The organism is Micromonospora sp. NPDC020750 (assembly GCF_044334565.1).
Classification (GTDB): Bacteria; Actinomycetota; Actinomycetes; order Mycobacteriales; family Micromonosporaceae; genus Micromonospora.
In genome coordinates this window covers 331,429-354,356 of record NZ_JBIRTH010000007.1, presented here as the reverse complement: position 1 = coordinate 354,356, position 22,928 = coordinate 331,429, and the positions used below count along the sequence as shown (strand labels likewise).

The following is a 22,928-nucleotide window of genomic DNA, read 5'->3' as shown; positions in this document are numbered from 1 at the left end:
CGGACGACGGGGCGCAGCGGTGCCCCCCCCGTCAGGCCGACCACTCGTCGAGGATCGTGTCGAGATCGGCGCGCAACTCGTCGAGGCGGTAGTCGGGGGCCTTGCGTCGCAGCTTCGTCGCCAGCCCGTCGAGCGTGGATGTGAGGTCGACCGCGAAGTCCCGCTTCTGCCGGTCCAGGCCGGCGCGGGCCTCGGCGTCGGTGTAGTGCCGCTCGACGGTGAGCACGACCTCGCCGCGGCGGCGGGTGAGCCGGCCAAGCTCCAGCCGGGGCCGCAGGAACGGCTTGGCGTCCGGGGCGGTGGGCGGGCCGATCTGGTCGTGGAAGTACTCCATGCCGAGCCCCGGACCTCCGTTGGGCAGGCTGAACAGCAGGCGGATCCCGAGGTAGCCGAATCCGGGGCCGTACGGCCTGGCGAGCCGCTCGTCCAGCAGGCCCCGCAGGCGGGCCAGTTCGTCGACGAACTGGCCCGCCTCGATCTGGTAGTTGCCGGACCGGACCAGCCGGACGGGGTTCTTGGCCAGAGGGATGCGCTGCGAGTGCAGGGTGGTCACCGAGGGGTCGACGTTCCCCGGGCCGCCGTCGACGAGGAACGTGTCGCCGCGCCGGGACCAGCCGTGCGCGGTGCCGGCGACGGCCCGGAACCGTACGTCGTGCAGCCGCGTGTAGAAGGAACCGTTGATCCAGCGTTCGGCGAATGCCTCGACGGGCTCCCGGTCGCCCCAGCCGATCAGGGCGAGGGCCTCGCAGACACGCACCAGCGCGTTCCAGTCGGCGGCGCTGCGGTAGTCGCGGAGCCGGTCGAAGTCGGCGAGCAGAGCTGCCCGGTCCCACCCGGTGCAACGCTCACGCAGTTCCTCGACCGTCAGGTCCCCGTACAGGCCGTCCATGATCACGAAGCATAATCGCGCTGGTGCCCTGGTCGGCCGGGGCGGCGCAGGTTGGTCGGCCGGGTCGAACACGACCGGGACGCCGGGGAGTCGAGCACGCTCGCCTACGCTGCGCGGCATGGATCAGAGTCTGCCTCCGAAGCTCACCCGGGATGAGGCCATCGTCCTCGTTGAGCGGATCATGAGTCTCGGCTACGCGGACGACGCTGAGCTCGACGACTTGTTGGATCGACTCGAACGTGGCCTCGTCTGCCCGGACGTCGCTGACATGATCTTTTCGGTCCCCGAGCTGACGGCCGCTGAGGTCGTCGACCGGGCCCTCGCCTACGAGCCGATCGAGATGCGGTCCGGGCCGTGGACGGAGCCGGCGACCAGCTAGGTGACGTCACCGGCGGGTGCGAACTGCTTGTCGACCAGCGCCAGCAGGGCGGCGTGCGTCTGGCGGTCCGCCGCCACGATGAGCCCGCCCGAGCCGGTGTGCGGGGGTTGACCCTGGATGCCGGTCACCACGCATCCCGCTGCCTGGCACAGAGCGATCCCACTGGCGAAGTGCACGCTGTCCCGCAGGTCGCCGTCGGTGACGTAGGCGGCCCGTCGACCGGCGGCGACCCAGGCCACCGCCAGGGTGGTGGAGACGACGCGCGGGCGGAACCACTCGACGAAGCCCGGGTCGGCGAGCAGCCGCGCCGCCTGGAACCGGGGAGCGTTCGGGAACGGTGGATCGAGATTGACATCCACCAACCGGGACTCGGCGGAGGGCGCGAGCCGCTCGTCGACGCCGTCGCGGCGTACGTACGCGTGCGTGCCGTCGGTCCAGAACACCTCGTCCGTGAACGGGTCGGCCGAGGCCGCCACGGTCACCTTCGTATCGGTCCGCAGCGCGACGTTCACCGCGACCAGCATGTTGCGTACGGCGTAGTTGAGCGTGCCGCACAGGGGGTCGACCAGCCACTCGCGGGCGGTGCCGCCGGCACCTGTGCGTCCACTCTCCTCACCCGTCACGGCGTCCTCCGGCCGTGCGGACCGGAGGACACCGAGGATGGCGTTCTCCGCCTCGATGTCGACCGAGGTGGCGAAGTCACCCCCGGACTTCTCGAAGCGGGTCAGGGCGGAGCCGTACCTGGCCCGGACGATGACGGCTCCCGCTCGCGCGGCCTCGATCGCCACGGTCTCGTCGCTGTCCAGCATGCGCGCAGGGTACCGGCCCTCGACGGATTGAGTGTCGCCCGATCCGGTGGGCCGGGCGCTCCGCTGTGTCCTGCCGCGCGGCCGGCGCGTCAGGGACAGCCAGCCGAGGAACCGGGAGTACATGGCGGCCCCGTCGGGGCGACCGCCCAGCCGGTACGCGTCGTCCATCGCCTCGTACATCGACGTGGCCAGGTAGAAGGCGAGCGCAACCGAATGGCCGTAGAACTCGGTGGCCAGGTCAAGTTGGGCCGGCGGGCACGGCCACTGCGCGGCGCAGACCCGGCAGAGCCAGGCCGGGCGCATCGGCAGGTGAGGGCGGCTCACGGTACGTCCTGCCGTGGGGTCATAGTCCCTCATCGACACGGCCGACCACCGTTGCCGCGTCGCTCCCCGCCCCGCGTGCGGAACTCGCCCGCCGCCGGTCGCAGGACCCGCGTCGCGGCGTCGTTACGCGGGAACCGGTGCGGGGGGATCATCGGGCCGATCAACGGCGGGTCGTACGGGACCGGGTCCGGCTGGGCCGGCGACGGTGCGGGCTTCGGATCGGGCTTCGGCTTGCCCTTTTCCAAGCGTTCCCGCCACGGCGGACACGCGGCGTGCCGGCCCCGGCGATTATTGGTGCGGTGACGTCCTTCTCGGTTCGGCACGATGCTCCCGGCGGCGAGGCCATCCTCGAACTGTGGGTGCCCGCCGAGGAGCTGGACGAGTTCAACGACCACATCGTCGGGTCGATCGAGGTCATGCACGAGTTCCGGTAGCCGACAGCTAGCGCTTGTGTCGAAGTCGATCTACCTCGGTGCGGCGCGGGCGGTGGGTGCGGGGTGAGGGCTCGCCGGGGCCCGCCCGCTCCGGGCTGTCAGGTCTGTTCCTTGGCGGGACGAGCCCCGGCGAACTCCTGACACGGTCCTGTCCGTACAGCGGGCACGACCGAGCGCGCTCTTGCGCGCCTGACCGGGTCGGCGGCGGTTCCCGCCCCGGAACTGGGAGATCTTGGAAGCAAGCGGCCCCTCCAGGGGCCGAAATCTTCCAAGATCTACCCGATCTCCGCATCACCACCGTGATCGGGCGCCTGCTGCCAGGAGACGTTGTGTATGCACCCAGGCTTTAGCGGACGAACGTGAACAGACCCCCGGAGACCTCCAACGGGCGGGGCCTGCCGGCGAACCGGTGCACGCCGACGGAGAAGAGCACACCCTCCGGCGCGTGGAACGCCCGCTCCACGAATCCGGCGTCGCACAGCCAGCCACGCAGCGCCGGAGTCAGGTCGGGGGCGCGCCGGGTCCGCGTCCAGATCACCGTGGCACCCGCCGCGCAGAGCTGCGGCAGGGCGGCCACGGTCCGGCGTACGTCATGGTCGTTGACGTTGCCGAACACCCCGGCCAGGAGCACCAGGTCGGCGGGCACCGCCCCCGCGTACGACGAGAGTTGCCCCGCGTCCGCCCGCTCGACGGTGACGTTCGTGAGCCCGGCTCGGCCGGCGGCATTCCGGGCGGTGGCCACATTGCCCGCGTCGTACTCCAGCAGCGTCGCGCGGACCCGGTGCGCGTCGGCCCGCCCGGCGAGCACGCCGACGAGGTCGTGCCCCTGGCCCGCGCAGGCGCTGACCACCGTGAGCATCTCGTCGGGGCGCTCGTCCAGCCACGCGGCGATCTCCCGCCGCACGAGGCGCAGCCGACGCGACAGGGGCGATCCCTCGTCGGCGTAGGGCTCGTGCCACGCCTGCCAGTCGGTCCGGGCCGTCATCCCCCGAGAATAGCGGGGCCGAGGACCACGGCGTCGCGTACCGCCACCCAGAAGCGGCACTCCTTGAGCAGAACGTCCTCGACCCAGCGCATCACCTGCTCGGGACTGCGTTCCTGCGGGGGAGATAAGGCATGGTCGCCGCCCGGGAGCGCAGATGGCTACGCGCGATCACCGCCGCTTCCGCCACGTCCGGGAGCCGGATCTCCGTCCTGACGTCATTACCCACCCCGGTGACTTCAGTGGTGTGTCGCGGATCTGGTGATCCGGTCGAGGGTGGCTTGTCCACGGGCGACTTTGTCGAAAATCTCGTCGGCGGTTTGGTCCGGACGAAGGGCTCGGGTGTCCGGTGTGGGAGCGGCGGGTGTCGTGCAGCACCTCCCCGGAGCCCACGTGCAGCGCGGCAAACAGGTCCAGGGTGCTGTTTCTCTTGTAGTCGTGGGTCATCGTCCCAGTCCGCCCCGGCACCATCGGTAGGGACGGCTGAGTGCGGTCCAGAGCCTGCACCTGGGTATTTTCGTCGAAACAGAACGCCGCTTCGGCAGCCGGCGGGTTCGGCGTTCGAAACACCGTCCGTGGCCCACAACAACGCCTTGACCTGGCGCACCATCATCTCACCCACGCTACAAACAGATCGCTAGTTAGGCGACACCTCCGGGTTTACCCCGTACTCTTGCCGAATGCGACCCCTTCGGTACTCCATCAACGTCACATTGGACGGGTGCTGCGATCATTCCGCAATCCCCGCGGACGAAGAATTGCATCGTCACCACGTCGGAAACCTCAACCAGGCCGATGCACTTCTCTTTGGTCGGGTGACCTACGAAATGATGGAGACAGCGTGGCGGCTGCCGGCGCCGACGGGAGCGAGACCTGAGTGGGTGGAACCCTTCGCCCAGACGATCAACGCGGCAAAGAAGTACGTCGTGTCGAGCACCCTGGAGCAGGTCGATTGGAACGCGGAACTCGTGCGCGGGGAGCTGGGCAAGGCCGTTCAGCAGCTCAAGCGGGAGTCGGGCAAGGGACTGTTCGTGGGAGGTGTGAAGCTCCCGCTGGCGTTGACGGAGCTGGGATTGATCGATGAGTACGAGTTCGTGGTGCAGCCCAGGCTCGCGGGCCACGGGCCGATGTTGTTCGCAGGGCTCTCGAAGCATGTCGACTTGAAGCTCGTGAGCCGGCTGGAGTTCGCCTCGGGGGCGGTGGCGATGCGGTACGAGCCGAGAAGGTAGCCATCGGGCTGGCTGGTCCCGAGCCGGCCGCGTCACGGGCCCTGGTGCGCGGCTCTCGGCCGGCTGCGAGGTCCCGGTAGGCCGTACGCTGGCGATCATGCGGATTGGCATCGTGATCCTCCCCGACCAGCGCTGGTCGGACTCGCAGCGCCGGTGGCGGCAGGCGGAGGAGTGGGGCTTCGACCACGCCTGGACGTACGACCACCTGGGCTGGCGGGACCTGGTCGACGGGCCGTGGTTCGACTCGATGACGACGCTGACCGCCGCCGCGACGGTGACCTCCCGGATCCGGCTCGGCACCCTGGTCGCCTCGCCCAACTTCCGGCACCCGGCGGCGTTCGCCCGGCAGATCACCGCCCTCGACGACGTCTCCGCCGGCCGGTTCCTGCTCGGTCTCGGTGCGGGTGGCATCGGCTTCGACTCGGCCGTGCTGGGCGGCGAGATGCTGCCGCCGCGCCAGCGCGTCGACCGGCTCGCCGAGTTCGCCGAGCTGCTTGACCTGATCCTGCGGGAGGACGGGACGACGTGGCGCGGCGAGTGGTTCGCCGCCGTGGACGCCCGGAACAATCCCGGCTGTGTACAGCGTCCCCGGGTGCCGTTCGTGATGGCCGCCAACGGTCCCCGTTCGATGCGGCTGGTGGCCCGGTTCGGGGAGGGTTGGGTGACCACCGGTACGGGTGGCGACGACCTGGAGGCGTGGTGGGGGACCGTGTCCGACGTCGCCGCCCGGATGGACCGGACGCTGGCCGAAGCCGGCCGTGACCCGGCCACGCTGGACCGCTACCTTTCCCTCGACTCCGCCCCGGTCTTCTCGCTGAGCAGCGCGGACTTTCTCGCCCAGCAGGTCGGGCGGGCCGCCGCGCTGGGCTTCACCGACGTGGTCACGCACTGGCCGCGGGCCAACAGTTGGTACGCGGGCGACGAGGCCGTCCTGGTGGACGCGGCCACCCGCCTGCTGCCCGAGCTGCGCCGCCTCGCCCCGGCTGACCGCTCCGGCTGAACGCCCCGGCTGACCGGCCAACTGCTGGCGCGGCCTCCTGACGTGCTGGGTCTCAGCCGAACCACCTGGGGAACTGGTTCGGGTCGTGCCGCCGTCGGGAAGCCTGACCGTCCCTCAGCAGCAGGTGCGACATGTTCCAGCGACGTAGGGGCGGACAGGTCCCGCCGACGAAACGTCCCGTCCTGCCGAATTGCGGGTGACGATTCCGGTCCTGTCCGCCACCCTGGCGTCCATGAGAGCGGACGAAGCACGGCTCCCCGAGCAGCCTGAGGTGGTCCTGATGTGCGGGATGGCCGGCTCGGGCAAGACGACGTACGCCAAAGACCTCGAGACTGAAGGCTACGTCCGCCTGTCCGTCGACGAGGAGATATGGAATCGCTTCGGTCGCTACGGCGTCGACTACGAGCCCGACCAGTACGAGGAGCACACCGAAGTCGCGAGGCAGGCTCTGCGGGAGCGGTTGCTCTCACTCGTGGCACAGCGTCGCAACGTCGTCATCGACTCCAGCTTCTGGCAACGCTCGCGACGGCAGGCATACAAGGAGCTGATCGAGCAGGCCGGAGGCTGTTGGCGTCTCGTCTACCTCAAGGCCGAGCCGGCGCTGCTCCGGCAGCGCCTCCATACGCGAGCTGAGCGCTTCGACGCCAACGCCGCCTTTCCGATCACCGATGAACTGCTGGACCGCTACCTCCAGAGCTTCGAGCCGCCGTTCGGCGAGGGGGAAGAAGTCATAGTGGTGGCCGCCGACTGATGAGCCGGCACACGTGCTGTCGGCGGCACTCGGAGGACCGCTCCGCGACCCGCTGAGCATCCCGGAGTGTCGGCAGGGCCTCCCGCGCGCCTCAGGTGGCGGTGCCGCCCTCGGTCGAGACGAGCCGGAACCGGATGCAGACGACCTGGGTGTCGTCGGTGACGGGGGTGCCGACCCGGGCCCAGTAGGCGGCGTGTCCGGCCCGCCACTCCTCGATGGACCGGTCGCCCTCCCCTTCCGAGTGGGCGAAGTCCCAGGGGACGTCGGCGAAACGGGCCACCTCGACGCCGGTCACCTCGACGACCCCGATCAGCGCGTCGTGGTCGTCCACGAGGGCCAGCCGCTCGCCGGCCCGCTCCATTTCCTCGCCCTCCTCGGCGTACTCGTCGATCAGGCCGGCGGTCGCCGTCTTGACCCCGGCGAGCACCAGGGCGTTGAGTCGGGCCCGCATCTCGCCGGGCGTGCCGAGGGCGAGGGAGCGCAGTTCACCGATGCGAGGCCACATCCTGCCGAGGCTACGCGGGCCCGCGACCCACCGCCGCCCGATTTCACCGCCGTCGGCCCTCGGCGCTCAGTTGACCTGCCCGGCTTGCACAGGCGCGCTCAGCCAAACCGGGCGGCGTCGAGCAGGCCGCGTACCCGCAGCTCGGTGGCGAGGGCGGGCGGGCAGTCGACGACCACCGCGGACGTGCCGAGGACCTCGGCCCCCCGGGTCGCGCAGATCTCGTACAGGGCGTGGAGCTGGGCGCCGGTGGCCACCCAGTCGTCGACCACCAGCACCCGGTCCCCGGGGCCCAGGTGCCGGTCCCGGACGCCGAGCTCGACCCGGCGGCCCCGGAAGTCGGGCGGGCTCTGCGCCCAGGTGGTCGCCCCGGCGGGCAGCCGCCCGTCCCCGGCCTTGTGCGCCGGCACGAAGCCCACCCCGAGCGCGGTGGCGGCGAGCGGGCCGAGCAACAGCCCGGTGACGGCCGGGGCGAGCACCACGGTCGGCCGGGCGGCCCGGAACGGCGTGACCAGGGCCGTCCCGAGTTCCGCCAGAACGGCCGGGTCCCGCCACCAGCCGGAGACGTCGCTGACCAGGTGGGTGCTCCCCGGGCCGGGATCGATCCACCGGAACAGCTCGACGAGGCGTTCGCTCAGCTCAGCGGGCATGCCGCCCATCCTGCGACATCCCCGCGAGCCGCGCTGTGCCGGCCGGGTCCGGGGCGGGTCGGGTTCGGGGCCGAGCGGGCCACCTCGCCTCGGATGATCGGCTACACGTATGCGAGCAAATACGTGCATAGCACCATGATCACGTTGACTTCGGAAGTGCTTCTCTCGTTACGGTCCGGGCCGGTTTGTTCAGCGACGACGAAAGGACGGGCCCGGTGGCTGGTAGGCACTCCCGTACCCGCATGTTCTCCTCGCCGGCCGGCATCGCGGCCACCGCGGCGGTCGGCGTCGCGCTCGCCGTCGGTGGGACCGTCGGCGCCGTGCAGCTCGCCTCCGGCGAACCGGCGGACTCCGCGCCGGCCCTCGCCGACGCCCTGGTGAGCAGCCCCGCCGTGCCGACCTCCCCCTCGGCGTCGCCGAGCGCGAGCCTGCCGCCCAGCGCCGGCCCTTCGCCCACGGTCACCGCCAGCCCGAAGGCGACCCGGACCCAGGCCGCGTCGAGGAGCAAGGCCCGCACCGCCGCGCCGAAGCCGGCCGCCACGACCAAGAAGCCGGCCCCGACCAGCACCGTCGTCGACAGCGGCTCCTGCGGCGCGTCCTTCTACGACGAGGGCCAGCTCACGGCCAACGGGGAGACCTTCAACCCCGACGAGCTGACCGCCGCGCACAAGACCCTGCCGTTCGACACCAGGGTCCGGGTGACCAACCCGGCGAACGGCAGGTCGGTCACCGTGCGGATCAACGATCGTGGCCCCTTCATCGAGGGCCGCTGCATCGACCTGTCCCGGGCCGCATTCGCCACCATCACCTCCGTCGACGTCGGCGCGCTCACGGTGAAATACGAGGTCCTGGGCTGACGCGGCGGCCCCTGCGGTGGGCGAGGCATCCGTCCCCCGTCGGTCCGGCACTCCGGACCGGCCGGGCAGAACATCCTCGGACGACGGGCCAGGCACATTCACCGGCCCACGTCGATCAGGCATGCTGTCCCTCGTACGCACGCATGCCTTCCAGTCGGGCCGCGGCCCGCTGAGCCCCGGATCCCGCGCCGGCCTCGGCGCGGCCCTTGCCCTGCTCGCGATCATCTCCGGGGTGGAGCTGGCGGACGGGCGCACGGCGCACTACATCGCCCTGATGGTCGCCGCGCCCTCCCTCGCCGCCGCGCTCGCCTCCTGGCGGGTGGTGCTCGGGGTGGGCGCCGTCGCCACCGCGATCGGGTCGACCTTCGCCCTGATGGAGCCGACGACGTCGCTGGTGACCGCGGTCAACGTGGCCGGCATCGCGCTGGCCACCGCCATCGCGGGGGCGGTGGCCGGCGTCCGGGAGCGGCAGGCCGAGCAGATCGCCGAGCTGTCCAAGTTGGCGACGGTGGCCCAGCAGGCGGTGCTGCGTCCGCTCGGCCCGCAGGTGGGCACACTGGCGGTGGCCGGGCGCTACATCTCGTCCACCGCCACCGCCGAGATCGGCGGCGACCTGTACGAGGCGATCGACACCCCGTACGGCGTGCGCATGATCATCGGTGACGTCCGGGGCAAGGGGCTGGACGCCGTCCGGCTGGCCAGCATCGTGCTCGGCTCGTACCGGCACGTGGCGTACGAGCGGGCCGACCTGCGGGCCGTGGTGGCCGACCTGGACCGGGCGGTGGCCCGCAACGTCGGCGACGAGGACTTCGTCACCGCCGCGCTGGTCGAGGAGCGGGGCGGGACGCTCACCATCGTCAACTGCGGCCATCCGGCACCGCTGCTGCTGCGCCGGGGCGCGGTGATCCCCCTCGAACCGCCGGCGCCCGCCCCGCCGCTGGGCTTCATGCCGGTCGTCCGGCCCCGGGTCGAGCGGCTGGAGCCGGGCGACCGCCTGCTGCTGTTCACCGACGGCCTCGGCGAGGCCCGCCGGGACGGCGAGTTCTTCCCGACCGCCGACCGGGCCTGGCGGTTGCTCGGCCACGGCACGGTCGGCGACGGGCTGGCCTCGCTGGAGACCGCCCTGGTCGAGTGGGTGCACGGCCGGCTCGACGACGACATCGCCCTGGTCCTGATGGAGTACGCGGGCCCGAGCAGCGCGGTGACCGCCCCGGTGCCGAGCTGGGAGGTCGGTGCCGCCGAGGGCTGACGGGGCCGGGAGGTCGGTGCCGCCGAGGGCCGTGGAGACGCTCCGTGTCGGGATCGTGCCGTTTCCTGGAGAATGTGGTGTCGCGGTGCGGCTGAGGCCACTGATTCCAGGATTGGGCACGATTTCGTCACTCGGCACCGGGCGGTGGCGGCCCGACGGCCGCTGGCCTGCTGATTCGGCGGCCCGACGAGCGCCGGAACGCGGGTGTGTAATCGCTGTCACTTCAGCGGCCGGCTTGTCGCTGCCTACCGACGAGTAATACAGTCGGGGTTACTGATCGGTAATACCTGTCCGGAAGCGGGGCCAGCGAGCATGACCCACTACAAGAGCAACCTTCGGGACCTCGAGTTCAACCTGTTCGAGGTCTTCGGGGCGGACCGGGCGTTCGGCCAGGAGCCGTACTCGGATCTCGACGTCGACACCGCGCGCAGCTTCCTCGCCGAGGTGGACCGCCTCGCCCGCGAGGATCTGGCCGCCAGCTACACGGACAGTGACCGGAACCCGCCGGTCTTCGACCCGGCCACGCACACCGCACCGCTGCCGGAGTCGTTCAAGAAGTCGTACCAGGCGTTCATGGACTCGGAGTTCTGGCGGCTGGACCTCCCGCCGGCCCTCGGCGGCACCAACGCCCCCCGCGCCCTGTGGTGGTCGCTCGCCGAGTTGGTGCTCGGCGCGAACGCCCCGGTCTGGATGTACTCCTCCGGCCCCTCCTTCGCCCACGTGCTGCACGTCGAGGGCAACGAGGAGCAGCGGAAGTGGGCCAAGCTCTTCATCGACAAGCAGTGGGGCTCCACGATGGTGCTCACCGAGCCGGACGCGGGCTCGGACGTCGGCGCCGGTCGCGCCCGCGCCGTCCAGCAGCCGGACGGCTCGTGGCACATCGAGGGCGTGAAGCGCTTCATCACCTCCGGCGAGCACGACCTGAGCGACAACATCGTGCACTACGTGCTGGCCCGCCCGGTCGGCGTCGAGGGCGCCGGCGGCCCGGGCACCAAGGGGCTGTCGCTGTTCGTCGTCCCGAAGTACCACTTCGACGAGAACACCGGCGAGCTGGGCGAGCGCAACGGCGTCTACGCCACCAACGTCGAGCACAAGATGGGGATCAGGGTCTCCAACACCTGCGAGATGACCTTCGGCGAGCACGGCGTGCCGGCGAAGGGCTGGCTGCTGGGCGACAAGCACGACGGCATCCGGCAGATGTTCATGATCATCGAGTACGCCCGGATGATGGTCGGCACCAAGGCGATCGCCACCCTCTCCACGGGCTACCTCAACGCCCTGGAGTACGCGAAGAACCGGGTGCAGGGCGCCGACCTGATCCAGCAGGCCGACAAGACCGCGCCCCGGGTCACCATCACCCACCACCCGGACGTGCGCCGCTCGCTGATGCTTCAGAAGTCGTACGCCGAGGGCCTGCGTGCCCTGGTCTGCTACACCGCCACCTGGCAGGACCAGGTCGCCATCGCCGAGGCGGCCGGCGACGAGAAGGCGACGAAGACCGCGAAGCGGGTCAACGACCTGCTGCTGCCGCTGGTCAAGGGCGTCGGCTCGGAGCGGGCGTACGAGATGCTCGGCCACGAGTCGCTCCAGACGTTCGGCGGCTCCGGCTTCCTCGAGGACTACCCGCTGGAGCAGTACGTCCGGGACTCGAAGATCGACACCCTGTACGAGGGCACCACGGCGATCCAGAGTCTCGACCTGGTCTTCCGGAAGATCGTCCGGGACAACGGCAAGGCCCTGATGACGGTGGCCGCCGAGATCCAGGAGTTCATCACCTCCGAGGGCGGCAACGGCCAGCTCAAGCAGGAGCGGCAGTCGCTCGGCAAGGCGCTCGCCGAGATCCAGAGCATGCTCGGCGTGCTCACCGGCTGGCTGGGCGAGGCGCAGGCCGGCGACTCCCGGGCGCTCTACAAGGTCGGCCTGAGCAGCCGGCGGTTCCTGCTGGCGATCGGCGACCTGATCGTCGGCTGGCTGCTCCAGCGGCAGGCCGACGTGGCGCTGCGCGCACTGAACGGCGAACTCTCCGCCGCCGACAAGGCGTTCTACGCCGGCAAGGTTGCCGCCGCGAAGTTCTTCGCCCGCGAGGTGCTGCCCCGCCTCGGCGCCGACCGGCGGATCATCGAGAACACCGACCTGGACGTGATGGACCTCCCGGAGGAGTCCTTCTAGCCCTCAATCCCCCCCGGGGCGCCCCGCGCGCCCACCCCCACGCCGGGTCTGCGCCGGCACTTTCACGGAAAGAGGGGCTATCCCCCGCCGGGAGGCCACGAATTCCGTGAAAGTGCCGGCGCTTTCTGGTTCGGAGGGGTTCGGGGCTCTATCGGGGTGTCTGTACCGGGTAGTTGGCGGCGCGGGCGGGTAACCGGGGCGCGGACGTCGTCAGTGAACGCCCAGAGCCACCGCACGTGGGGGTGCAGCGCACATGGGCATTGGTAGCGGAATTTTTCTGATCGCCATCGGCGCGATCCTGACGTTCGCCATCCGGGCGAACGTCTGGTGGGTGGACCTGCGCGCGGTCGGCTGGGTGTTCATCCTGGCCGGGTTGGCCGTACTGCTCACCACGCTCTGGTTCTGGCAGGACCGGCGTAAGCGGGCGCGCACCTTGATCGTGGAGGAGAACCGGCTGTCGCATCCGACCGCGATGATGCCACCTCCGCCCGACCCGCCTCCGCCCACGGCGCCGCCGTCCTGAGTGAGCCCGTGAGCAGGGGCCCCGGTCGCACCGGGGCCCCTGCCACGCGTACCCGCCCCGGGCTCAGCCCCGTGCGGTGTGGCGGGCGGTGATGTCGGCGTGGCGCAGGTCGGCCCAGCGGAACCGGGTGCGGTGCACCACGAGGTCGGCGGTACGCATGCCCTGCTGGTCCGCCCGCTCCGGGTCGAGGAGCGCCGAGAGCAGCGAGACACCCGGGTTGTGGGCGACCAGCAGCACCGTCGTCGCCTCCGGCGGTGCCGACCGGATCAGGGCCAGCAGGTCCAGCGGGCCTGCCTCGTACACGCCGGGCTCGTAGCGCACCGCCGGGGAGGCGCCGGCGGGCCCGGTCTCGTCCGGCGAGCCGGTCATGCCCAGCGCCACCCCGTGCCAGGTGCCCCGGGTGCGTCTCGCGGGCGAACAGAACACCACGTCGGGCAGCAGGCCATGCCGGGCCAGCCAGGCGCCGGCAGCGGCGGCGTCGGCCTGCCCCCGCGCGGTCAGCCGCCGATCGCCGTCCGTGCCGTCGCCCGGCGGTTCCGCCTTGGCGTGCCTCAGCAGCACCAGCGTCCGTTCCGTACCACCGGCGTCCGTCATGGACCCAGCTTGCCCGATTGGCGAGCGGAGTGCCGGGGTATGTCGATGGGTGCCGCAACCTCACGATGGCCGCGGCGGGTAGTAGCGCCAGCTGACAGCCAAGGAGGCGACAAAATGGGCATTGGTGCCAGCATCTTCCTCATCGCACTGGGTGCGATCTTCGCGTTCGCCGTACAGGCCGACCTGGGGTGGCTCAACCTCGGCGTCGTCGGCTGGGTGCTGATGCTCGCCGGGGTCGTCAGCCTGCTCACCACCCTCTACTTCTGGAACCGGGGCCGGCGCACCGTGGTGGCCACCCCGGTGCGGGAGAACCGGGTCGTAACCGACCGGGTCGTACCGGTGCAGGGCGAGCCGGTGGTGCAGGAGTACCGCGAGGTGCGCCGCCCGGGCCGGACGGTCTGACCCAGCCGGCCCGACGACCGCGTGCCGACGGCCGAGGACAGCCTGCCGGCCCGGCCGACCACCGGCCGGCGACCACCCGAGAACCCCGGGGCCCCGCAACGGTGCGGGGCCCTCGGCATGTGCGGGCAGGTACGGCCCCGTGCGGCCTCAGGCGAACAGGGCGAAGTAGATCGCGATGTGGTGGCAGACCGCGGCCACCAGGGTGCAGGCGTGGAAGAACTCGTGGTGGCCGAAGACGGTGGGCCACGGGTTGGGGCGGCGCAGCGCGTAGAAGACTGCGCCGACGCTGTAGATCGCGCCACCGACGGCCAGCAGCACCAGCGCGGTCACCCCGCCGGAGTGCAGGATCTGCGGCAGCATCGCCACCGCAACCCAACCGAGCGCCAGGTAGAGCGGGGCGGAGACCCAGCGTGGGGCGTGCGGCCAGATCAGTTTCACCGCCACCCCGCCCAGCGCGCCGCCCCAGACCAGGGCGAGCATGGTGGTCGCGTGCCGGGCGTCCAGCAACAGGACGCAGAACGGCGTGTACGTGCCGGCGATGAACACGAAGATCATCGAGTGGTCCATCCGGCGCATGATCTGATACCCGCGTTCCGACCACACCCGGCGGTGGTAGAGCGCGCTGGTGCCGAAGAGCCCGCACACGGTCAGGCTGTAGATCAGGCAGCTCACCAGTGGAGCCCAGCCGGGCCGACCGGCCGCGACGGAACAGAGCACGACGCCGCAGACGAGCGCGATGAAGAACGCGTAGGTGTGCAGCCAGCCCCGCATCCGGGGCTTTCCGATGTCGACCGGCTTGAGTCGAAGCGGGGCGGAGGTTGTCACGCCATTAGGTTACGGCACCGTAGGTTACCTGCAAGTAGCGCCCCGGGTCACGAGATTGAGGGGTCGGACGCCCCTGGCCGTCCGCCGAATCGGGAATCATGACGGGATGCGGATCCGACCCGTCGGCACGAACGCACTGCTGCTCGACTGCGACGGCCCCGACCAGGTCGAGGCTTGGCGCGCCGAGCTGTGGCGCCGCCGGGCAGCCGGCGAGCTGACCGCCGTCGAGATCGTCCCGGCGGCCCGTACCGTGCTGCTCGACGGGGTGCCCGATCCGGCCCTGGCCGCCGCACTCGTCGCCGGCTGGACGCCCCGACCCGCCGCCGACGCCGCGCCCACCGAAGAGGTCGAGGTCCCCGTCGGGTACGACGGTGCGGACCTGCCCGCCGTCGCCGCCCACTGGGGGGTGGACGTGCCCGAAGTGGTCGCCCGGCTCACCGGCACCGAGTTCCGGGTCGCCTTCTGCGGGTTCGCGCCCGGGTTCGCGTACCTGACCGGGCTGCCGGCGGAATGGGCCGTACCCCGGCTGCCGACGCCCCGGGCCCGGGTGCCGGCCGGCTCGGTCGCCCTGGCCGGCCCGTACGCCGGGATCTACCCCGGCGCGTCGCCCGGCGGCTGGCTGCTGGTCGGCCGGACCGACCTGCCCCTGTTCGACGTGCGCGCCGACCCGCCGGCCCGGCTCACCCCGGGCACCCGGGTCCGCCTGGTAGCCGGGTGACCGCCCGCCCGGCCGCCCCGGTCGCCGACGATCCGGCGGGCCGGATCGAGGTGCTCCGGGCCGGCGCGCTCACCACCGTGCAGGACCAGGGACGGCCCGGCTGGGCGCACCTCGGCGTGCCCCGGTCCGGGGCGCTCGACCCGGCGGCGCTGCGGCTGGCCAACCGCCTCGTCGGCAACCCGGAGGCCGCCGCCGGCCTGGAGATCACCCTGACCGGCTGCACGCTGCGGCTGACCCGGGCCGGCACGGTCGCGATCACCGGCACGGACGTCGACGTCCGGGTCGGCGACCGGCCCGGCGACGTCGGCCGGCCCCTCGCGGTCCCGGCCGGGGCGGTGGTGCGGGTCGGCCCGGCCCGCACCGGGCTACGGAGCTGGCTCGCGGTGGCCGGCGGGATCGCCGTCGCACCGGTGCTCGGCAGCCGGTCCACCGACACCCTCTCCGGCCTCGGCCCGCCCCCGCTGCGCGACGGCGACACCCTGCCGCTCGGCGCCCCGCCCGGCGACCCCGCGCCGGTGGACGGCACCGTCGGCCGCCCGGCCCCGGTCGAGCTGCTCCTCGGGCTGCGACCCGGCCCGCGGGACGACTGGTTCACCGCTGCCGCGTTCGACCTGCTGTACGGCACGGCGTACACCGTGAGCACGGTGAGCAACCGGGTCGGCGCGCGACTGGTCGGCGCACCGCTGCCCCGCGCGGTGGCCGGGGAACTGCCCAGCGAGGGCATCGTGCTGGGCGCGGTGCAGGTGCCCGCCGACGGCCAGCCGCTGATCTTCCTCGCCGACCACCCGACCACCGGCGGCTACCCGGTCGTCGGGGTGGTGGACGACGCGACCGGACTCGCACAGGCCCGCCCAGGTACTACGGTGAGGTTCCATGGACCTCAACGCTGACCTCGGCGAGGGTTTCGGCATCTGGCGGCTCGGCGACGACGAGGCGCTGCTGGACCTGATCACCTCGGCCAACGTCGCCTGCGGCTTCCACGGCGGCGACCCGTCCACCATGCGCCGGGTCTGCGCCGCCGCCGCCGAACGCGGGGTCACCGTCGGCGCCCAGGTCGGCTACCGCGACCTCGCCGGATTCGGCCGCCGGCACATCGCGTACGCCTTCACCGACCTGCGCGACGAGGTGACCTACCAACTCGGCGCGCTCGACGCGTTCTGCCGGGCGTTCCGCATCCGGGTCCGGTACCTGAAGCCGCACGGCGCGCTCTACCACGCGGCGGCGGCCGACGAGTCGCAGGCCGCCGCGCTGGTCGCCGCGATCAACGACTACGACCACGAGTTGCCGGTGCTCTGCGCGCCCGGCTCGGTGCTCGCCCAACTCGCCACCGGGGCGGGCATCCGGGTGGTCGCCGAGGGCTTCGCCGACCGGGGTTACCTGCCCAACGGCACGCTGGTGCCCCGCACCGCCCTCGGCGCGCTGGTCACCGACCCCGACCGGGTGGCCGAGCGGGCCGTCCGGATGGCCACCGAGCGGACCGTGGTCGCGGTCGACGGCACTGTCGTCCCCTGCCCGGTCGAATCGATCTGCCTGCACGGGGACACCCCGGGCGCGGTGGCGTCCGCCGCCCTGGTGCGGGCCGCGCTCATCGACGCGGGAGTCACCCCCACCCCGTTCGTGTGAACGGCCCCGCCCCGCCGGCCCTGGCCCCGCTCCGCCTGCCCCGCCCCCCGCAGCGTCGGCGGCGGTCAGGCGTCCAGGCCGCGCAGGACCAGCGGGAGCCGGGCCGCGGCGCCCTCGACCACCCGGACCGGCACGCCCCAGTCCTGCCGGGTCAGGTGGCAGGCCGCGTGCTCCACGCCGGCGTCACACGTCGCCGCCTGGGCGGTCACCTGGAGCACCCCGCCGGCCACCGCACCGTCGACCACCAGCCGGCGGGACAGCTCCGTGCCGGTGCCTGCCCCGTCCAGCAGCAGCTCCGGCGGGGACGCCGAGACCACCAACCGGGTCGACGGCCCGTACGTCTCGTCCAGCTTCTGCCCCGGGGCCGGGGTGAAGACGATGTCCAGGGTGACCTCGCCGGCCGTCACGTCCGTCGGCTTCCGCTCGGTGCGGTGCCGGGGGCCGTCGACCGTGCTCGCCCCGGCGGCCGACAGTGCGCCCGGAGCCAGCCGGGTCAGCCGGTGCGCCGCCGACTCGACCACCAGCACCCCGCCGTCGGCGGTCAGCACCACGTCGCTCGGCTCGGCCAGCCCGGCGGCGACCGTGGACACCTGACCGGTCCCCGGGTCGAAGCGGCGGACCGCCCCGTTGTACGTGTCGGCGACCAGCACCGAGCCGTCCGGCAGCGCGCACACGCCCAGCGGGTGCTGGAGCAGCGCCCGCTCGGCCGGCCCGTCGACGTGGCCGAAGTCGAACAGCCCCTGCCCGACGGCGGTGCCCAGGACGCCGTTCTCGACGTACCGGACCGCGCTTGTCTCGCTGTCGGCGATCCACAGCCGCGCGCCGTCGGTCGACACCGACAGGCCGGACGGCTGCGCCATCCACGCCTCGGTCAGGGGGCCGTCGCGCAGCGCCTCGACCGTCGTGCCGGCGTACATCCCGGCGGTGCGTCGGATCGGGTCGAACCACCAGAGCTGGTGGATGCCGGCCATCGCGACGATCACCTTGTCGTCGTACCAGGCCAGGTCCCAGGGGGAGGAGAGGTCGACCGAGAGCGCGTCGTGGGCGTGGTCGTCCACTGTGGAGCGCCACTGCCGGGCGGTGCCGGCGACGGTGACCACCTCGCCGGTGCTCAGCCGTACGCCGCGCAGCAGGTGGTTGACGGTGTCCGCGACGACCAGGTCGTACCCGGCGACCTCGGCCACGTGCTCCGGCAGCCGGCACAACCCCTGCGGCTCGGAGAACGCGGCGGCACCCGCCGGGCCGTCGGCCCGCCCCCGCTCGCCCGAGCCGATCCGGCGGACCAGGGTCTCGCCGTCGGGGGCCAGTTCGACCAGGCAGTGCCGGGCCGAGTCGGAGACCAGCAGGTTCCCGCCGTCGAGCAGGACCGCCTTGCCGGGGAAGCGCAGGGTGGTCTCCGGCTCGGCCGGTGGCACGTACGGGCCGTCGCCCCGGTGCAGGGTGCCCTTGGCCTCGTGGGCGTCGACCAACTCGTCGACCAGCCGCGCCAGCCCTTCGGCGTGACCCTCGCCGGCCATGGTGGCCACCACGTACCCCTCGGGGTCGATCAACGCGAGGGTCGGCCAGGCCCGGGCAGCGTACTGCTGCCACATGTCCAGCTCGGGATCGTCGAGGACGGGGTGGTGCACGCCGTACCGCTCGACGGCGGCGGCGAGGGCGTCCGGGTTCTTCTCGTGCTCGAACTTCGGCGAGTGGACACCGACGACGACCAGCACGTCGGCGTACTTCTCCTCCAGCGGGCGCAGCTCGTCGAGCACGTGCAGGCAGTTGATGCAGCAGAAGGTCCAAAAATCTAACAAGACGCAACGACCTCGAAGGTCCTGCAATGTCAGATTTCGTCCACCTGTGTTGAACCACTGCCGGCCCCGCAGTTCGGGGGCACGTACGCGCGGTGTCGTTCCCATGCCTGTCAGCCTGCCATGCCGCGCTGGCCCGGGCCGTGCTCCGTGACCCGGACGACAGGAAGCCTCGGCTGCGCCGGGTGAACAGCCTCGTCGAGCTTGCTTAGCGGGATGGGGCGCTGGCGTCCAGGACTTCGTCCGCCACGAGCCTCACGCCGGCAGCCAGCGCGGTCTAGCCCAAGTCTTGCCCGCGCGCGCCCCCCGAGAGCGGACCGCAGACAGCCGGGCGGCGGGCAGGGGGTCCCCGGTCACACCCGGCGTACGACGAGGGTGGGGCCACGGTTGTCCGTGGCCCCACCCTCGGGAATCCGCTACTTGGTGGACGGCTTCAGGCAGAGCACCTTGTTCGGCACGTCGCCTTGGAGCATTGCGGACGGCTGGGTCGGGTCGGCGCACTTCTCCTTGGCGTCGACCCTCGACACCACGGTGAAGGTGTCGGCGTCGCCGCAGGTCGCCGCCGTCACGTTGGTGCCAACCCGCTTCACGCAGGAGCCGACCGCCGGCACCTTGTCGTCGCTGAACTTGCCGAGCAGCATGAGCAGGCCGAGCGGGACCGCGAGGATCAGCACGGCGGCCACCAGCACGACGGCCAGCACCCGGCCGTTGCGCACCTTCGGCGGTGGCGCCTCGGTCTTCTGCTCGGGCGCGTCCGGCTTGAACGAGTCGAACCGGCCCTGCTCGGGCTCCACGTCCCAGGACGAACCCGACTGCTGGCCCTGCGTCGGGAAGGCCGGCGGGAAGCCACCCTGATCCGGCTCGCCGAATGGGGCCGGGCCGTGCCCCGGCGCCGCGCCCTGGACGGCCGCGCCGCCGCTGACCGGGGCCGTCGGGCCGCCGAACTGGTCGTGCGGCCGGTCGCCGTCGTGCGGCCGGACGCCGTTCACCGGCCGGTTGCTGGCCGGCGGGTCCATGAAGGACGGCACGCCGGGCGGGAAGACGGGCGGAACTGCCGCTGCCGCGGCGGCCGGCCCGTCGTATCCGTGTTGCCGGTCGGGCTCGTCGAAACGCTGCGGCGCCCGGTCGTCGAACCGCTGCTGCTGGCTGGCCTCGTCGAACCGCCCGTGCGGGCTCGGCTCGTCGAACCGGCTCTGCGGCCCGGGCTCGTCGAACCGCCCGTGCTGGCCGGCCTCGTCGAACCGCCCATGCGGGCTCGGCTCGTCGAACCGGACCTGTGGGCCGTGCTCGTCGAAGTGTCCCTGTGGGCCCGGCTCGTCGAAGCGGTGCGGCGGGTTGGGGTCGGGGTAGAAGCCCTGCCCCTCCGCCTGCTCCGGCTCCTCGACCGGCTCCGGGCGGGTGGGCCGGCCGTACACCCGGGGCTGCGGCGCGGGCGTGTCGCTGGGCCGGCCCTGGTCGGTCGGGGGCGTCACCCGGCTGGTCAGCGGCACGGACGCGCTCGCCGAGACGCTACCGGGCGCGCCGGCTGCGGGCTCCCCGGCCTCCGGCAGGGAGACAGCGGCCCGGGCGGACGCCTGGCCCTCGGGCGACATCCGGGGAGCGGGAACGACCGGGCCGGCGGGAGGTTGGGGCTCCTCGGCGCGGCCCCAGCCGTTGTCGGCCCCCGCCAGTTCCGACTCGTACGCCGACGGCCCGCCCTCGCGGCCTGACGGCTCGATCTCCGGGGTGAACTGGGCCGGCGGCAGGTAGTCGGCCGGCGGGGCGGCGGCCAGGCTGGCACCGGGCACCCGCTGCTCCTGCGGCGGCAGCGGAACGGCGTTGGCCGGCGAGATCCCTGGGGCCGGTGCCGGCTGGTACAGCGGCCGGTCCTCCGACCGTTCCGGCTCCCAGCCGTTGCCGGCCGGCTGCGTTGCCGCGGGCTCCGCCTCGGCGGACCGTCCCCACGCCTCGCCCGGTGCCCACGGCTCGACGTCCGGCACGGCGGGCCGCTCGGTCCGATCCGGGCCGGGCCATTGCTGCTGGTCCTCTGCCGGGGCGCTCCAGGATGGCGGCCCGTCCACGCTGACGGTGGCGGTGGCCCGGGCAGGTGGCACCGATGTTGGCTCGGCAGCCGCCCAGTCCGGGACGGCCGGGCGGTCCTCCTGCTGCTGCGGCACCGACACCGCGCCCCACGCGCCGGGCTTGGCTGTCCCGTCGGCACCGGCCCAGGCGGTCGGCTGGGGCTGGTCGTCGCGCTTGCCTTCCGCAGCAGCCCAGCCGCCGGAGCGGGCGGGGTCGTCCGGCTGCCGGCCGGCGTTCCAGCCGCCGGAGCGGGCGGGGTCGTCCTGAGGGGAGGCGGGCGAGCCGGCGTTCCAGCCGCCGGAGCGGGCCGGGTCGTCCTGCTGTCCGCCGGCGTTCCAGCCGTCGGACGGGTTGGCGTCGGCCTGGGCGGGCCAGGCGTCCTGGGGCGGGGTGGCCTGGCCGGGGACGCGGGCGGCACCCCGGGCGGCCGACTCGGTCTGCCCCCAGGGCGTGGGCGGTTGCTCGGCCTTGCCGGCGAACGCGGGCTGCTCGGCCGGGGCCCAGCCAACTGGGTGAACGGCTCCGTCGTCCGGCTGCCGGCCGGCGTTCCAGCCGCCGGAGCGGGCGGGGTCGTCCTGAGGGGAGGCGGGCGAGCCGGCGTTCCAGCCGCCGGAGCGGGCCGGGTCGTCCTGCTGTCCGCCGGCGTTCCAGCCGCCCGGGCGGGCGGGCTCGTCGTCCTGCTGTCCGGTGGGGTTCCAGCCGTCGGACGGGTTGGCGTCGGCCTGGGCGGGCCAGGCGTCCTGGGGCGGGGTGGCCTGGCCGGGGACGCGGGCGGCACCCCGGGCGGCCGACTCGTTCTGGCCCCACGCGGCGGGCGGCTGCTCGGACTGGGCGGGCCAGGCCGGCGCCGGCTGTTCGGGCTGCGTTCCCCAGGCCGGCTGGGGCTGATCACCGGCGGGGCCGGGCGGCGTGGGCGGCGCGGTGGCGGGCCAGGTGGGGCTGGGCTGATTCTCCTGCTTCCAGTCCGGCATCGGCTGGTCGGCCTGGCCCCAGGAGGGCTGCGACGCGGGGGGCGGTGGCCCCCACACGTCCGGCCGGTGCGGCTCCGGCTGCTGTGCCGGCGCCTGGGCGGCGTCCCACGCGGCGGTGGGCGGCTGGTCGTTCTGCGGCGCGGCGCCCCAGGCCGCCGTCGGCGGCTGGTCACCCTGCGGTGCGGCGCCCCACGCGGCGGTGGGTGGCGGGGCGGCATCCCAGGCCGCGGTGGGCGGCTGGCCACCCTGCGGTGCCGCGCCCCACGCGGCGGTGGGCGGCTGGGCGTTCGGCGGGGCGGCGACGCCCCAGGCAGCCGTGGGCGGCTGGTCGTTCTGCGCCGCCCGGGCGGGAGCTGGCGGATTCGGCCGGGCCGTGGGGGGCGGGGGTGCCCAGCCCAGGTCCGGGCTGGCGACGCCGTACGGCGCGGGCGCGCCGGTGCCCGGCGACACCTCGTCCGGCTCTTGGCCGGGGTGGTGCGGGCCCTCGGACGTCATCGGTGCGCCTCCTCCATCACATGTCGGCCACCGACGCCGGCGGTGCGTCGGCGTCGGTGCCGGTGTCGCCGGCGATACCGGCAGCGGGGACTCCCCGCACCGTATCCGGTGACCGCCCGCGGCACCGGGGAGCACCGGCCGTCACTCCGCGTCGCCGGACCGTGTCGAGCAGCATCTATCGGCGCGACGGGTCCGGACGGTGTGGTTGACGACCGAACTCCACCGTACCGGGCGGTGCTGCGGGGCGGAATCCCGGTGTCAATCGGTCCGAAACGCCGACGACCCGCCCGGGGTGACCGGGCGGGTCGTCGAACTGGAGGAGGAGAGAAAAGTGTGGGGCGTCAGCTCATGTGACGCTGGGCGATGGTGAGAAGCTCGTCACGGACCGCAGGCGAGTTGGCGGAACGCAGCGCGTGCTCGATGGCGCGGGCACGGCGGTTGGCGTCGCGGCGGTTGCGGATTCGCTCGATCATGCTCATCTGGGTCTCTTCTCCTGGCTATTCGGTTGTCATCCCCTGATGTGTCCATTGAAGCGCAAGATGGGCGGGGAATCCATCGATTATTAGGTGAGCTGAGACACCTGCCTAAGGATCGTAGGTCAACGAGGCTTTTGGCCTGGGTTTTCTTCTACCAACGGCGACGGCCGGTGTGCCGGGCGTTCACCCGTGGCACACCGGCCGTCGCTGGTGTCGGCTA

22 protein-coding genes and 2 pseudogenes are annotated in these 22,928 nt (G+C 72.8%); 13 read left to right on the top strand and 11 right to left on the bottom strand.

All coding sequences use genetic code 11. The features are described 5' to 3' along the window. Positions 1–31 precede the first annotated feature (31 nt). The gene (locus ACH4T9_RS23095) at positions 32–889 is read right to left on the bottom strand and encodes a hypothetical protein (protein ID WP_396671763.1); all 858 of its coding nucleotides are present in this window, start codon (positions 887–889) and stop codon (positions 32–34) included. A gap of 118 nt (positions 890–1,007) precedes the next feature. Between ACH4T9_RS23095 and ACH4T9_RS23090 the strand changes: the two genes are divergently transcribed. Then, on the top strand, positions 1,008–1,268 hold the full coding sequence (locus ACH4T9_RS23090; protein ID WP_350880389.1) for an e9imm peptide: 261 nt from the start codon (positions 1,008–1,010) through the stop codon (positions 1,266–1,268). Here ACH4T9_RS23090 and ACH4T9_RS23085 read toward each other — a convergent pair. Then, positions 1,265–2,077 carry an inositol monophosphatase family protein gene (locus ACH4T9_RS23085; RefSeq protein WP_396672066.1) on the bottom strand — a complete coding sequence of 271 codons (813 nt, stop codon included), beginning with the start codon at positions 2,075–2,077 and terminating at the stop codon, positions 1,265–1,267. The genes ACH4T9_RS23090 and ACH4T9_RS23085 overlap by 4 nt on opposite strands. Before the next feature lie 614 nt (positions 2,078–2,691). Between ACH4T9_RS23085 and ACH4T9_RS23080 the strand changes: the two are divergent. Next, positions 2,692–2,835: pseudogene (locus tag ACH4T9_RS23080) on the top strand (ADP-ribosylation/crystallin J1); the annotation flags it as partial. Positions 2,836–3,181: 346 nt separating this feature from the next. Here the strand turns inward: ACH4T9_RS23080 and ACH4T9_RS23075 are convergent. After that, positions 3,182–3,820 carry a class I SAM-dependent methyltransferase gene (locus ACH4T9_RS23075; protein ID WP_396671762.1) on the bottom strand — a complete coding sequence of 213 codons (639 nt, stop codon included), beginning with the start codon at positions 3,818–3,820 and terminating at the stop codon, positions 3,182–3,184. 369 nt (positions 3,821–4,189) lie between these two features. After that, positions 4,190–4,372: pseudogene (locus ACH4T9_RS23070) on the bottom strand (IS630 family transposase); the annotation flags it as partial. A 125-nt stretch (positions 4,373–4,497) separates the two neighbouring features. Here ACH4T9_RS23070 and ACH4T9_RS23065 point away from each other — a divergent pair. The 3 genes from ACH4T9_RS23065 (at position 4,498) to ACH4T9_RS23055 (ending at position 6,797) form a co-directional block, all read left to right on the top strand. Then, the gene (locus ACH4T9_RS23065) at positions 4,498–5,046 is read left to right on the top strand and encodes a dihydrofolate reductase family protein (RefSeq protein WP_396671761.1); all 549 of its coding nucleotides are present in this window, start codon (positions 4,498–4,500) and stop codon (positions 5,044–5,046) included. Between the two features lie 97 nt (positions 5,047–5,143). Further along, on the top strand, positions 5,144–6,046 hold the full coding sequence (locus tag ACH4T9_RS23060) for an LLM class flavin-dependent oxidoreductase (RefSeq protein WP_396671760.1): 903 nt from the start codon (positions 5,144–5,146) through the stop codon (positions 6,044–6,046). Between the two features lie 232 nt (positions 6,047–6,278). Then, positions 6,279–6,797 carry an AAA family ATPase gene (locus tag ACH4T9_RS23055; protein WP_396671759.1) on the top strand — a complete coding sequence of 173 codons (519 nt, stop codon included), beginning with the start codon at positions 6,279–6,281 and terminating at the stop codon, positions 6,795–6,797. 91 nt (positions 6,798–6,888) lie between these two features. Here the strand turns inward: ACH4T9_RS23055 and ACH4T9_RS23050 are convergent, their stop codons facing one another. Beyond that, on the bottom strand, positions 6,889–7,302 hold the full coding sequence (locus ACH4T9_RS23050; RefSeq protein ID WP_396671758.1) for an ASCH domain-containing protein: 414 nt from the start codon (positions 7,300–7,302) through the stop codon (positions 6,889–6,891). 98 nt (positions 7,303–7,400) lie between these two features. Then, a complete protein-coding gene (locus tag ACH4T9_RS23045) occupies positions 7,401–7,949 on the bottom strand; it encodes a phosphoribosyltransferase family protein (protein ID WP_396671757.1) in 549 nt (182 codons plus the stop codon). Between the two features lie 215 nt (positions 7,950–8,164). Here ACH4T9_RS23045 and ACH4T9_RS23040 point away from each other — a divergent pair, with 215 nt between their 5' ends. The 4 genes from ACH4T9_RS23040 to ACH4T9_RS23025 all read left to right on the top strand — a co-directional run bounded on the left by ACH4T9_RS23040 (position 8,165) and on the right by ACH4T9_RS23025 (position 12,747). Further along, entirely contained in the window at positions 8,165–8,806 is a 642-nt protein-coding gene (locus tag ACH4T9_RS23040) for a septal ring lytic transglycosylase RlpA family protein (protein WP_396671756.1), read from the top strand. Positions 8,807–8,927: 121 nt separating this feature from the next. Further along, positions 8,928–10,055 carry a PP2C family protein-serine/threonine phosphatase gene (locus tag ACH4T9_RS23035; RefSeq protein ID WP_396671755.1) on the top strand — a complete coding sequence of 376 codons (1,128 nt, stop codon included), beginning with the start codon at positions 8,928–8,930 and terminating at the stop codon, positions 10,053–10,055. Positions 10,056–10,367: 312 nt separating this feature from the next. Then, positions 10,368–12,224, top strand: coding sequence for an acyl-CoA dehydrogenase (locus tag ACH4T9_RS23030; RefSeq protein WP_396671754.1), 1,857 nt, complete (start codon positions 10,368–10,370; stop codon positions 12,222–12,224). Positions 12,225–12,477: 253 nt separating this feature from the next. Continuing rightward, positions 12,478–12,747 carry a DUF6458 family protein gene (locus tag ACH4T9_RS23025; protein ID WP_043961115.1) on the top strand — a complete coding sequence of 90 codons (270 nt, stop codon included), beginning with the start codon at positions 12,478–12,480 and terminating at the stop codon, positions 12,745–12,747. 63 nt (positions 12,748–12,810) lie between these two features. Here ACH4T9_RS23025 and ACH4T9_RS23020 read toward each other — a convergent pair whose 3' ends face one another. Beyond that, the gene (locus ACH4T9_RS23020; protein WP_396671753.1) at positions 12,811–13,341 is read right to left on the bottom strand and encodes a SixA phosphatase family protein; all 531 of its coding nucleotides are present in this window, start codon (positions 13,339–13,341) and stop codon (positions 12,811–12,813) included. A 114-nt stretch (positions 13,342–13,455) separates the two neighbouring features. On the opposite strand from ACH4T9_RS23020, the gene ACH4T9_RS23015 reads away from it, so the two are divergent. Next, a complete protein-coding gene (locus ACH4T9_RS23015; RefSeq protein WP_396671752.1) occupies positions 13,456–13,743 on the top strand; it encodes a DUF6458 family protein in 288 nt (95 codons plus the stop codon). A 147-nt stretch (positions 13,744–13,890) separates the two neighbouring features. Here the strand turns inward: ACH4T9_RS23015 and ACH4T9_RS23010 are convergent, their stop codons facing one another. Continuing rightward, on the bottom strand, positions 13,891–14,568 hold the full coding sequence (locus ACH4T9_RS23010) for a hemolysin III family protein (RefSeq protein WP_396671751.1): 678 nt from the start codon (positions 14,566–14,568) through the stop codon (positions 13,891–13,893). Between the two features lie 106 nt (positions 14,569–14,674). Here ACH4T9_RS23010 and ACH4T9_RS23005 point away from each other — a divergent pair, with 106 nt between their 5' ends. The 3 genes from ACH4T9_RS23005 to ACH4T9_RS22995 are packed head-to-tail and all read left to right on the top strand — an operon-like array spanning position 14,675 to position 16,909. Continuing rightward, positions 14,675–15,286, top strand: coding sequence for an allophanate hydrolase subunit 1 (locus ACH4T9_RS23005; RefSeq protein WP_396671750.1), 612 nt, complete (start codon positions 14,675–14,677; stop codon positions 15,284–15,286). After that, complete coding sequence (locus ACH4T9_RS23000) at positions 15,283–16,176, top strand: biotin-dependent carboxyltransferase family protein (protein ID WP_396671749.1); 894 nt, start codon at positions 15,283–15,285, stop codon at positions 16,174–16,176. Before ACH4T9_RS23005 ends, ACH4T9_RS23000 begins: the two co-directional genes overlap by 4 nt. Then, positions 16,160–16,909: a LamB/YcsF family protein gene (locus ACH4T9_RS22995; RefSeq protein WP_396671748.1), complete on the top strand. Its 750-nt coding sequence runs from the start codon at positions 16,160–16,162 to the stop codon at positions 16,907–16,909. The genes ACH4T9_RS23000 and ACH4T9_RS22995 overlap by 17 nt, the downstream gene beginning before the upstream one ends. Before the next feature lie 65 nt (positions 16,910–16,974). Here the strand turns inward: ACH4T9_RS22995 and ACH4T9_RS22990 are convergent, their stop codons facing one another. From ACH4T9_RS22990 to ACH4T9_RS22980, 3 genes are all read right to left on the bottom strand, one after another. Then, the gene (locus ACH4T9_RS22990) at positions 16,975–18,813 is read right to left on the bottom strand and encodes an NHL domain-containing thioredoxin family protein (RefSeq protein WP_396671747.1); all 1,839 of its coding nucleotides are present in this window, start codon (positions 18,811–18,813) and stop codon (positions 16,975–16,977) included. Between the two features lie 308 nt (positions 18,814–19,121). Then, positions 19,122–22,232 carry a hypothetical protein gene (locus ACH4T9_RS22985; RefSeq protein ID WP_396686856.1) on the bottom strand — a complete coding sequence of 1,037 codons (3,111 nt, stop codon included), beginning with the start codon at positions 22,230–22,232 and terminating at the stop codon, positions 19,122–19,124. 341 nt (positions 22,233–22,573) lie between these two features. Then, a complete protein-coding gene (locus ACH4T9_RS22980) occupies positions 22,574–22,711 on the bottom strand; it encodes a hypothetical protein (RefSeq protein ID WP_387026307.1) in 138 nt (45 codons plus the stop codon). Positions 22,712–22,928: the final 217 nt, after the last annotated feature.